Source organism: Streptomyces polyasparticus, assembly GCF_014493765.1.
GTDB classification, from domain to species: domain Bacteria; phylum Actinomycetota; class Actinomycetes; order Streptomycetales; family Streptomycetaceae; genus Streptomyces; species Streptomyces polyasparticus.
Genome location: NZ_JACTVJ010000004.1, coordinates 60050 through 71366, shown reverse-complemented (window position 1 = coordinate 71366; position 11317 = coordinate 60050). Strand labels below are relative to the sequence as shown.

Genomic DNA, 11317 nt, shown 5'->3' with positions numbered 1-11317 from the left:
TTATGTCCTCACTCAGGGTGTCCGCGCCCTGGTTCGACGGAGACGGCTGCGAGAGTTCCTGGCTCCCGGGGACTGCTCCCCGGTGACAGTGGCGGGACCGCGCCGGATTCACACCGGCTTCCTCTACTGCTGCCGTATTGGCTCCGGCAGTCCACCACGCACCGCGAACACCCGTCAACTCGGCGTTGACCTGCGACGGAAGAGTGTGCGCAGACACACACGCGGGCGTACTCCGGCGCACACGAAACCGCCCTGCGGCGACCCATCAGGGCCTCGCCGCAGGGCGGTTCGAAGAGGTGCGCCTTACAGGGCGGACCTCACGTGACGATCAGAAAGATCCCGTACGCCACCGCCGCCGCGCACAGCGCGAAGCAGGCGTACGCGCCGGTGACGGCCAGGGAGGCCGAACCGCCCTGCTCGGTGGCCGCCTCCTGCTTGGAGAGACCCATGATGCCGAGGGTGAACAGACCCACGAGAAGCACGGTGGCCAGAAGACTGACTCCGAAGACGGAGCCCAGAGCTGCCCAGTCGATCTTCATGCTGCAGATTCCTTAACTGTTCGGGCGAACGCCGTCAGGCGGTCGCACCGGCCGGCTGCGTGGAGTCGGCAGCGGGCGTCGGGGCCGAGATGGTGGTCTTGACGACGGGCACGTCCGAGGCGAGCGCCTCGGCGGCCTCCGCGGCAACGGTCGGCGGCGGGGTCACCGCGGCGATCGCGGTGGTCACGACACCGGGCTCGTCGGCCACCGGCGTGGCGGGCTCGACCTCGTTGACGTTGGTGTGGTCGACGACCTGGCGGCGCGAGTACAGCCAGATGCCGGCGCAGGAGACCACCAGGAAGACTGCGACGACCGCGACACCCCAGTCGCCCTGCCGGGCCACGAACTCCGCGCCCGCGGCCATCAGACCGGCGGCCGGCAGGGTCAGACCCCACGCGACGAACATCCGGGTCGCGGTGGACCAGCGCACGACGCCGCCCTTGCGGCCCAGACCCGCACCCATCACGGCGCCCGAGCAGGAGTGCGTCGTGGAGAGCGAGAAGCCCAGGTTGGACGAGGCCAGGATGACCGCGGCGGCCGAGGTCTGGGCGGCGAAGCCCTGCTGCGGCTGCAGGTCGGTCAGGCCCTTGCCCATGGTGCGGATGATGCGCCAGCCGCCCAGGTAGGTGCCGAGCGCGATCGCCATACCGGCGGAGACGATCACCCAGACCGGCGGGTTGGAGCCGGGCGCGAGCGCGCCGCCGGCGACCAGGGCCAGGGTGATGATGCCCATCGTCTTCTGGGCGTCATTGGTGCCGTGGGCCAGCGAGACCAGACCGGCGGAGGCGATCTGACCGGCGCGGTAGCCCTTCGCGGAGGACTTCTCGCCGACGTTCTTGCCGAGCTTGTACGTCAGGCGCGTGGCCAGCATCGCGGCCAGACCGGCCACGACGGGCGCGGCGATCGCGGGGATCAGCACCTTGGTGACGACGACGTCGCCGTTGACCCCGCTGAAGCCGATCGAGGCGACGGTGGCGCCGATCAGGCCGCCCATGAGGGCGTGCGAGGAGCTGGAGGGGAGGCCGACCAGCCAGGTCAGCAGGTTCCACAGAATGGCGCCGACGAGCGCCGCGAGGATCACCTCGGGCTGGATCCCGTCCTCTCTCACCAGACCGCTGGAGATCGTCTTGGCGACCTCCACCGAGAGGAAGGCTCCGACGAGGTTGAGCACGGCGGACATGGCGACCGCCGCCTTGGGCTTCATGGCGCCGGTCGAGATGGTCGTCGCCATCGCGTTGGCCGTGTCGTGGAAACCGTTCGTGAAATCGAACACGAGAGCTACGGCGACGACAATCGCAAGCAGCAGCGTGAAGTGTTCCATTTACCCAGGCAATCGTTCGATGTCAGTGGCCAGATGAACGTAGGCAACCTGGGTGAACGGAAGGTGAACTGAGCCGGGCGCCAGGGTGGCCGGAATGAGGGTTGGCGCACGTCGCGAGCCTGGCGAATGCGGCCAATCCCCACAAAATCGGGCTTAACGACCCCTCGCGAACTTCCTCAGCGCCGTGGATGACCCGTTGAAGAGATTCTGATCACCCGGCAGTGCGCCCCCGTTGTCGTACTGCCAGAAGGTCGGGTACGACCACCCCGCGGGCAGCGGTCCCGGGGAGGAGCTGTACCGCGCGAGCCACAGCGCGTGATTGCGCCCGAACCCCGAGTAATCGCCCGTGCACCGCTTCCACCAGTTCGTATTGGTGTAGATGACGGGCCGCCGGCCGGTCTGCCGGACCACCTCGTCGCTGAAGGCGCGGATCCAGCCGACCATCTTCGCCTTGCTCAGGCCGTAGCACTTCTTCTTGCTGTACGGGTTGTACTCGATGTCCAGCGCCGGCGGCAGCGTCCAGCCGTCCGCGCGCCAGCCCCCGCCGTTGCGGACGAAGAAGCGGGCCTGGGTGGTGCCGGACGATTTGTTCGGCAGGGCGAAGTGATAGGCGCCCCGGATGATCCCGGCCTGGCGCGAGCCGTTGTACTGCTGGCCGTAGTACGGGTTCTTGTACGTGTGCGACTCGGTCGCCTTCACGTAGACGAACTTCGCGCCCTTGGACTTGGCCTTCTGCCAGTTCACGTTCTTCTGGTGCGAGGAGACGTCATGTCCCTTCGGCTTCGAGGCTGCTGACGCGGGTGCCTCGACGAGTGCCGTTCCCCCCAGTGCGAGCGTCGCGGCGGATGCGGCCAGCATGCGCAGACGACGGCTGTGACGGCGTGACGAAATGCCACGAGCCATATTTCCCCCCCGGATGGCGACGTGCATGACAAATCCCCCAGAGGTTACTGGAAAGCCGGTCGATGCCCGTCGATCTTCGGCCAATCCGGAGAGAACCGTACGTATGCGCATTTACACCCTTTCGGAAGTCGGCGTTCCGCACTACAGTGCCCGGCTTCCCGCCGCTCGCTGCAGGTGGCGGCGCCTGCCCTGTCGCGGCGTCCGCACGGCCTGGCAGGATCGGGCCATGGTGCGAGGAGAGTGGCAGGAGCGTGTGCAGGAGCAGGCGGTCGCGGAGGCCTGGGCCGAGCTGGTCGCGACGGCCCGCAGGACCGCGGACGAGGGCCTGGTCGTCGGGACCTCCGGCAATGTCTCGGTACGCGTCGGCGACCTGGTTCTCGTGACGCCCAGCGGTGTCCCGTACGAGCGGCTGCGTCCCCAGGACGCGATCGCGGTGGACCTCGACGGCCGCCAGACGCTCGGCGAACTCGCCCCGACCAGCGAACTTCCGCTCCACCTCGCGGTCTACCGCTCGACGGACGCCCGGGCCGTGGTCCACACCCACGCGGTCCACGCGACGGCCGTCTCCACCCTCGTCGACGAGCTGCCGCCCATCCACTACATGACGGCCGCGCTCGGCGGAGTGGTCCGCGTCGCCCCGTACGCGCTCTACGGCTCGGCCGAATTGGCCGAGAACATGCTCGTCGCACTTCGCGACCGCACTGGTTGTCTACTGCAGAACCACGGCACGGTCACATACGGAGCCACCCTCACCCAGGCCTACGACCGCACGGCCCAGCTCGAATGGATGTCCCACCTCTGGCTCACGGCGAACTCCCTGCCGGGCCGGGCCCCGCGTTTGCTTTCCGAGGGCGAATTGCTGGAGGTGGGGGAGAAGCTGAAGGGGTACGGGCAATCCCCAGCCGGTCCGGCCGACCCAGCCCGTCCGGCGTTTGAGGACGAGCGCCCTTAAGGCGCGACAGGGGGTGCAGGGGGCGAAGCCCCCGCGGTCCCACCCACCCCGAGGGGCTCCGCAGATGGGGGGGCCGGGGCGGAGCCCCGGTTTCGGGAAGGGGCGGGTAGGGGAAATCAGCCCGCCGCAGGCGCAACCCACCCGCACCCGGCGACGAGACCGAACCGCAGGCGGCCCGCAGCCGCAACCGCACCGCAGCCGAACCGCCCCAGCCGGCCCCCGCCCACTGGCCGCAAGCCGGCCACACACGGACACTGGACCCGTGCGCCCCGCCACCGCGACGGCAGCAGCCGTCACCGCCCTGATAGGCGCCGCCGCCACACTCGCGGCCGGCCGCCACGCCAGCGATGCCGCCCTGAAGGTCGAGCCGGGCAAACCGCTGCCCACCGACCCCGCACTCACGGTGCACGCCACCGCGAGCCACCAGGTCGCCCTGACCCGCTCCCTCGCCTCGCAGCGCCCCGGCGTCTTCGGGCTGACCGGCCACGCCTGCCACGCCGTCGTCGGCCCGGTCGTCGAGCACGCCCCGCACACCGCCGACACCGTCGTACGCCGCCTCGACCGCGTCACCCACGGCACCCTCGACGTGGGCACCAAGGTCTGGCTCACCCCGCAGGTCCACCTCGGCAACCCACGTACGGCCCTCGGTCTCGACCATGCCGACGTGGACATCCCCGGCGAGCTCGGCGGGCTGCCCGCCTGGTTCGTGCCCGCGGACCGCGACACCTGGGTGATCACCGTGCACGGCCTCGGCGCCACCCGCGAACACCCCATGGTCGTCATGGAGTTCCTGCACGGCATGCGGATCCCCGTGCTCGACATCGCCTACCGCGGTGACCTCGGCGCACCCCGTTCACCGGACGGCCTCGCCCATCTCGGTGAGACCGAGTGGCGCGACCTGGACGCGGCCCTGCGCTACGCCGTGCGCTACGGCGCCCGCAACATCGTCGTGCACGGCTGGTCCACGGGCGCCACGATGGCGCTGCACGCCCTGACCCACTCCGCCCTGCGCGACCGCATCAGCGGACTGATCCTCGACTCGCCCGTACTCGACTGGGAGGGCACGGTCCGCGCGCTCGCCGCAGGACGGACGCCCGCGCCGCTGCTTCCGCTCGCGGTGCGCGCCGCACAGGGCCGCACCGGACTGAGCGGCGACCGGACCGCGGGCGTCGCCGCATCCGCCGCCGTCGACATCCCGGTCCTCGTCTTCCACGGCCCCGACGACACCATCGCGCCCTGGGCCGCGACCCGTGAATTCGCCGCCCGCCGCCCGGACTTGATCACCCTGCACTCGGTGCCCGGCGCCACGCACGGCGCGATGTGGAACGCGGACCCGCGCGGCTACGAGGAGACCATGCGCCGCTTCCTCACCCCGCTGCTCTAGCGGGCCCCTCCGATCCGCCGGAAGCCCGCCCGGCGCAGGCGAGCACCCGCCCTAGCAGGTGTTTCCGCCGCCCGCCGGGCTTCGCGCGCCGCTGTCCCCCGATGGGGGCCGATCGGGGCGAAGCCCCCACACCGGACCCCCGATTGGGTTTTCGGGGTCGGAGCGGGAAGACTGCACCCTGTGACGTCCCGTAACCCGCGCGACTCCAGGCTCCGCATCGTCCGCCCGCGCCCCTTGGCGCCCGTCCCCGCAGCAGCGCCTCCCAGGGCCAGGCGCCGGCCCGCCCCCCGGCCTCCCGAGGGCACGCCCGCCCCGTCCGAGCTCGCCGCGATGGCACGCGAGGGCCTGGCCTCCGCGGCGCGGATCGCCCGCTGGGCCGGCCACACCGGCGCCGTGGGACAGCCGAACGTGCTGCGCACCGCGCCCGGCGGCGCCCTCACCGCGGCCGCCGCCGAACAGGCCGCCGCGGCACTGGAGCTGACGCCTCAGCAGGTGCGCACCGACTGGGACACCGCGCGGCTCGCCGGACTGATCGAGGTGCACGGAGACACCGCACGCGCGGGCTGGCGGCTGCGCGCCTGGGACCGGGACGACTCCGCGGTCCTGCGCGGCTGGGTGGCCCTGTTCGACGCGTGGTCCCTGGTGCACCCCGCACCGGCCGAGCTCGCACCCGCCGCGGTGTCCGAAGTGATCGAGGCCGTACCGCAGTTGCTGTCCGTCCTGCAGCTCTCGCAGGGCCCCGTGCCGCTGCCCCAGCTGCTCGACCTGCTCGGCCAGCGCGTCACCGAACTCCGCGACGAGCGCTGCGAGATCCCGTACGGGCCGCAGCCCGAACCCGTCCCGGCCGACACCGATCTGGCCCCGCTGCTCGACTGGGCGCTCGCCGGCCTGGCCGCGGTCGGCGCACTGACGCTCGACGAGGGCGACGAGGGTCAGGCGACGATGACACCGCTCGGCAGCTGGGCGGTCTGGGTCAAGCTGGAACAGATCATCGTGGCAGCGCAGAGCCCCGCGGGGAACATCGAGCAGGCCGCCGAGGACATGCTCCGCGGCTGCGCCCGTCTGCGCCCCAACGCCGCCCGCGCCGAATACCGCGCCTGGCTCGCCGCCCGACCCGTGGGCAGCGCCGTCGGCGAGCTCCTCGACGCGGCCCGCGGTGAGGACTCGCTGCTCCGGGGCCTCGCCTTCGAGGCCCTGCGCGTGGTCGGCGCCCCCGCCGAACCCGACGTACGGGCCGCGTCCGACGAGCTGCTCCTTCGTCCGTACGCCCTGATCTGGCTCGCCGAGCAGGAGGGCTGCGACCCCGAGGACGTGCACTCCGTGCTCACCCGCGAGGAGTCCACCTGGCTGTGGGTGGACACCGCCGCGGCGGTCGCGGACCACGGCGAAGCGACGCTGCTCGTACGGCACTTGGAAGCGGCGGTGCAGCCGACGATCCCGCAGCTGCTCGCCGAGGTCCGCGCTGTCGGCCATCCCCGTACGGTCCAGGTCCTGGTCGCGCTGGCGGCCGCCCACCCCGACCCGGCGCTTGCCAAGGCGGTACGGCGGGCGGCCTTCCAGGTCCACACCGGGGGAGCCTGACGGGGTCAGCCCGCCTGCGGGCTGTAGTTCCCGAAGCTCCAGACGTTGCCCTCCAGATCGCGGGCCATGTAGTCCCGCGATCCGTAGTCCTGGTCGGTGGGCGGCATCAGGATCTCCACGCCGTGCTCCACGGACCGCTTGTGGTGGGTGTCGACATCGTCGACATGGATGAACAGGCCGGCCGGGCCCGCGTGCTCCATCGCCTTGGCGAAGACGCCGCCGCGGCCCTTGGAGGTCAGCATCACGACGCCATTGCCGTACGTGAGTTCGCAGTGCTCGACGATGCCGCCCTCACCCTCGTACAGCGCGGTCTCGGTGAAGCCGAAGGCCTCCGTGAGCTGGCGGACCGCGGACTTCGCGTCCTGGTAGAGCAGGGTCGGAGTGATGGTCGGTGACTGTGCCATGGGGATCCACTCCTCAGAGGATTTCCATGCGGATGTGACCTGCGGCTCAGTCTGGCACCCGGCACTGACAACGCCCGCCGGACGCCGACGCGGCACCGCCCGTCGTCACCGGAAGGTGTTGCACTGCGCCATGTCGCCGGTCCGGTACCCCTGGTAGAACCACTGCTGGCGCTGCTCGGCCGAGCCGTGCGTCCAGTTCTCCGGCGTGACCCGGCCCTGGAACCGCTCCTGGATCCGGTCGTCGCCGACCGCGGCCGCCGCGTCCAGACCGTCGCGGATGTCCTGGTCCGTGAGCGAGGTGATCAGCGGCCGGCCGGTGGCCTCGTCCGGGGTGGTCGTCGCGTGCTTGGCCCACACGCCCGCGTAGCAGTCCGCCTGCAGCTCGACCCGTACGGCATTGCTGTTCGCGCCGGTCCGCCCGTCCTGGGCCCGCTTCAGGGTGCCGGCCAGGTTCTGCACGTGGTGGCCGTACTCATGCGCCACCACATAGGCCTGGGCGAACGGGCCGCCGCTGGAGCCGAACTTGGTGCGCAGTTCGTCGAAGAAGCCGAGGTCGAGATAGACCTTCCGGTCGCCGGGGCAGTAGAAGGGCCCGACCGCCGAGGTCGCGGCGCCGCACGCGGTGTTGACGCGCCCGGAGAAGAACACGGTCTGCGCATCTCCGTAGCGCGCGTTGCGGCGCGGGAACTCCTGGCGCCAGTAGTCCTGCACGCTGTTGACCACCGCGACCATCCGGCAGTCGTCCTTGGTGTTGGCGTCCTGTCCGGTGCGGCAGGTCTGCTGCACCTGGGCGGCGCTCGACGCGGTGTCCGTGGGGTCGTCGTTGCCCGAGGTCAGTCCCAGATTGTCCGGGCCGACACCGAAGAAGAGCCCCATGATCAGCGCGATGATGCCGGCGAACCCGCCACCGATGGCCGCCTTGCTCTTCATCCGGCTGCCCCGGACGTCCTGGACCTCCGAGGTGTCCAGATTGGCGTTGTCGTCGAACTGCACGGGCGCACCACCCTCCTAGTGCCGAGTATCGGCCTCTTTATCCTGTTATGCCCGTTCGGTGTCGGCGTGGGGCAGAGGACCGAACGGGCGACGCACGGTCCCCGCCCGGCCGTGTCGCCCGCCGCCGGGCCGCCCGGCGCCCACGCCCGGGACTACGCTCTGCGCCTGATCCGAGGCCGCGCGAGGCGCGCCGGACCGGAGCCGGCCGGCGGCAGTGGCACCGGCCCGCACCGGGGACGGACAGCCGCCGGACCGGCCACCACCAGGGACAGAGGGGGGTACGTGAGCGGCGTACCGATGGGGACCGCAGCCGTGACTTTCCCGGCGCAGGAGCCCCGCGCCGACGGCCGGCCCGCAGGCGGGCCCTACGCACCGCCCCGGCCGCCGGGCCCACGGCGCCCGCCGCGCCGTACCGCCCGCCTTGTGCTCCCGCTCGCGCTCGCCCTCGCGGCGGCCGTCCCGCTGATCACCGCGGCGCAGGACGCGCGGCCCGCACCGTTCGGGGACCGCCTGGTGCGGTACGCGGACGCCACCGCCCGCCCCGGGGGCACGCTGACCGCTCCCGACGAGCCCCGGCTCCGTATCGAGGGCAAGGCGGTCCACGCGTACGACCGGAACAGCGGCCGCACCCGCTGGTCGCACTCGCGCGACGGACGCCGGCCGCTCGCGCTGCTGCCCGCGCCCGGCCATGCGGCGGTGCTGTGGGACGACGGCCTGGTGACCGACACCGAGCACGCCGGCGATGGCGGGGTGCGGTGGCACCGCGCCATCCCGGGCGGGGCGAAATGGCTGCGCGGGCACGGCGCCGACGGGGTGCTGCGGGCGCTCGACCCGGCGGCGCGCATGATCGCCGTGGTGACGCCCGAGCGGATCACCGCCTACCGCAGCGCCGACGGGGACCTGCGCTGGGTGCTGCCCGCCCGCCGCGGCTGCGGCTTCGCACCCGAGCGGGCCGTACGCGGTGACGGAGCCTGGCTGATCGCGCAGCCCTGCGCCGACGAGAGCGTGGCCTGGTCCGCGCAGATGGTGGCGGTCGACGACCTCGGGCGCATCGCACCGAAGCGCCGCCCCATGGGGAACGCCCTGCCCGGCCCGAAGGCCGCAGCGCGATAGGCCCACCGCGGGGCCCGATCCGCGGGCAGCCACGCCCCCAAAACCAGTTGCAGCCCACCGCTAGACTGGCCGCATGGCCATTCTCCTTGTGCATTAGGCGGCGTCGACACGTCCCTCAGCCCTGTCGTCCTGCCCTCGCCGTCCCCCACACTGCCCTGGAGTCTGTCCCGTGATCACCGCCACCGGCATCGAGCTGCGCGCCGGCGCCCGCATCCTCATCGAGAACGCCACCTTCCGCGTCGCCAAGGGCGACCGCATCGGTCTGGTCGGGCGCAACGGCGCCGGCAAGACCACGCTCACCAAGTGCCTCGCAGGTGAGGGCCAGCCCGCCGCCGGCAGCATCACGCGCTCCGGCGAGGTCGGCTATCTGCCGCAGGACCCGCGCACCGGCGACCTCGACACCCTGGCCCGCGACCGCATCCTGTCCGCCCGCGGCCTGGACACGCTGATCCAGAAGATGCGGCAGAACGAGGAGCGCATCGCGAACGGCCAGGGCGCCACCCGCGACAAGGCGCTGCGGCAGTACGAGCGCCAGGAGACCGAGTTCCTCACCAAGGGCGGGTACGCCGCCGAGGCCGAGGCCGCGACCATCGCCGCCGCTCTCGGCCTGCCCGACCGGGTGCTCGGCCAGCCGCTGCATACACTCTCCGGCGGTCAGCGCCGCCGCGTCGAGCTCGCGCGCATCCTGTTCTCGGACGCCGACACCCTGCTGCTCGACGAGCCCACGAACCACCTCGACGCCGACTCGATCGTCTGGCTGCGCGAGTACCTCAAGACGTACCGCGGCGGCTTCATCGTGATCTCCCACGACGTCGACCTGGTCGAGACGGTGGTCAACAAGGTCTTCTACCTGGACGCCAACCGCTCCCACATCGACGTCTACAACATGGGCTGGAAGCTGTACCAGCAGCAGCGCGAGGCCGATGAGAAGCGCCGCAAGCGCGAGCGCCAGAACGCCGAGAAGAAGGCCGCGGCCCTCAACTCGCAGGCGGACAAGATGCGCGCCAAGGCCACCAAGACGGTGGCCGCGCAGAACATGGCCCGCCGCGCCGAGAAGCTGCTCTCCGGCCTCGAAGCGGTGCGCCAGTCCGACAAGGTCGCCAAGCTGCGCTTCCCCGAGCCCGCGCCGTGCGGCAAGACCCCGCTCACCGCCGAGGGTCTGTCGAAGTCGTACGGCTCGCTGGAAATCTTCACCGATGTGGATCTCGCGATCGACAAGGGCTCACGCGTCGTCATCCTCGGCCTCAACGGCGCGGGAAAGACCACCCTCCTGAGGCTGCTCGCGGGTGTCGAGCAGCCCGACACGGGCGAGGTCACGCCCGGCCACGGGCTCAAGCTCGGGTACTACGCGCAGGAGCACGAGACCCTCGACCCGGACCGCACGGTCCTGGAGAACATGCGCTCCGCGGCCCCGGACCTCGATCTCGTCGACGTCCGCAAGACGCTCGGCTCGTTCCTGTTCTCCGGTAACGACGTCGACAAGCCGGCCGGTGTCCTGTCCGGTGGTGAGAAGACCCGTCTCGCGCTCGCGACGCTCGTGGTGTCCTCCGCCAACGTGCTGCTCCTCGACGAGCCCACGAACAACCTCGACCCGGCCAGCCGCGAGGAGATCCTCGGCGCGCTGCGCACGTACAAGGGCGCGGTCGTCCTGGTCACGCACGACGAGGGCGCGGTCGAGGCGCTGCAGCCGGAGCGGATCATCCTGCTGCCCGACGGTGTCGAGGACCTGTGGGGCGCGGACTACCAGGACCTGGTGGCGCTCGCCTGACATCCGGACCCGGCCGGACGCGGCATCCGAACCCGAACGGATGCCGCTGATCCACTTCGTATGGATCATTCTGCTGACGCGTGATCCTTCGTATGAGTGAGATCGCCTAGTACCGCGGTGTGTCGTACACCGGATCAAGGGCTTGCCTGGCCGCGTGCGGTTGACCGTGACCTTGTGCGCCTTGACCTGCCGATTCGTTCATGGACCTGTTCGACGGCGTGAACCAAGGTCACCGGAATCATTCCCTCCGCTTGTGAGGACCGCCTTGGAGGCGCGAATTCCGGCCGGACGGACCTTGCCGAATGGGTGGCCAGGACGCTCAGGAGGGGTGATCATGAGAAGTCCAGAGCGCACTTCCC

The 11317-nt window shown here is 71.3% G+C and carries 10 protein-coding genes and 1 riboswitch; of the genes, 5 read left to right on the top strand and 5 right to left on the bottom strand.

What is annotated here, in order from left to right:
* Positions 1-31 precede the first annotated feature (31 nt).
* Positions 32-171, bottom strand: a riboswitch (cobalamin riboswitch).
* 146 nt (positions 172-317) lie between these two features.
* The 3 genes from H9Y04_RS04635 to H9Y04_RS04625 all read right to left on the bottom strand — a co-directional run bounded on the left by H9Y04_RS04635 (position 318) and on the right by H9Y04_RS04625 (position 2718).
* The gene (locus tag H9Y04_RS04635) at positions 318-539 is read right to left on the bottom strand and encodes a hypothetical protein (protein WP_187812369.1); all 222 of its coding nucleotides are present in this window, start codon (positions 537-539) and stop codon (positions 318-320) included.
* Between the two features lie 34 nt (positions 540-573).
* On the bottom strand, positions 574-1860 hold the full coding sequence (locus H9Y04_RS04630; protein WP_187812368.1) for an inorganic phosphate transporter: 1287 nt from the start codon (positions 1858-1860) through the stop codon (positions 574-576).
* Positions 1861-2013: 153 nt separating this feature from the next.
* Entirely contained in the window at positions 2014-2718 is a 705-nt protein-coding gene (locus H9Y04_RS04625) for a lysozyme (protein ID WP_236070591.1), read from the bottom strand.
* A 271-nt stretch (positions 2719-2989) separates the two neighbouring features.
* Here H9Y04_RS04625 and H9Y04_RS04620 point away from each other — a divergent pair, with 271 nt between their 5' ends.
* The 3 genes from H9Y04_RS04620 (at position 2990) to H9Y04_RS04610 (ending at position 6680) form a co-directional block, all read left to right on the top strand.
* A complete protein-coding gene (locus tag H9Y04_RS04620) occupies positions 2990-3715 on the top strand; it encodes a class II aldolase/adducin family protein (RefSeq protein WP_187812366.1) in 726 nt (241 codons plus the stop codon).
* 262 nt (positions 3716-3977) lie between these two features.
* Positions 3978-5099, top strand: a complete 1122-nt coding sequence (locus H9Y04_RS04615) for an alpha/beta hydrolase (protein ID WP_187812365.1) — start codon at positions 3978-3980, stop codon at positions 5097-5099.
* 180 nt (positions 5100-5279) lie between these two features.
* Complete coding sequence (locus H9Y04_RS04610) at positions 5280-6680, top strand: hypothetical protein (protein ID WP_187812364.1); 1401 nt, start codon at positions 5280-5282, stop codon at positions 6678-6680.
* 5 nt (positions 6681-6685) lie between these two features.
* On the opposite strand, the gene H9Y04_RS04605 is transcribed toward H9Y04_RS04610, so the two are convergent.
* Both H9Y04_RS04605 and ypfJ read right to left on the bottom strand, forming a co-directional pair.
* Positions 6686-7084 carry a VOC family protein gene (locus tag H9Y04_RS04605; RefSeq protein ID WP_187812363.1) on the bottom strand — a complete coding sequence of 133 codons (399 nt, stop codon included), beginning with the start codon at positions 7082-7084 and terminating at the stop codon, positions 6686-6688.
* Between the two features lie 105 nt (positions 7085-7189).
* Complete coding sequence (gene ypfJ / locus H9Y04_RS04600; protein WP_187812362.1) at positions 7190-8077, bottom strand: KPN_02809 family neutral zinc metallopeptidase; 888 nt, start codon at positions 8075-8077, stop codon at positions 7190-7192.
* A 282-nt stretch (positions 8078-8359) separates the two neighbouring features.
* Between ypfJ and H9Y04_RS04595 the strand changes: the two genes are divergently transcribed.
* Both H9Y04_RS04595 and H9Y04_RS04590 read left to right on the top strand, forming a co-directional pair.
* Positions 8360-9190: a PQQ-binding-like beta-propeller repeat protein gene (locus H9Y04_RS04595; RefSeq protein ID WP_308800861.1), complete on the top strand. Its 831-nt coding sequence runs from the start codon at positions 8360-8362 to the stop codon at positions 9188-9190.
* A gap of 169 nt (positions 9191-9359) precedes the next feature.
* A complete protein-coding gene (locus H9Y04_RS04590) occupies positions 9360-10958 on the top strand; it encodes an ABC-F family ATP-binding cassette domain-containing protein (RefSeq protein ID WP_187812361.1) in 1599 nt (532 codons plus the stop codon).
* Positions 10959-11317 lie beyond the last annotated feature (359 nt).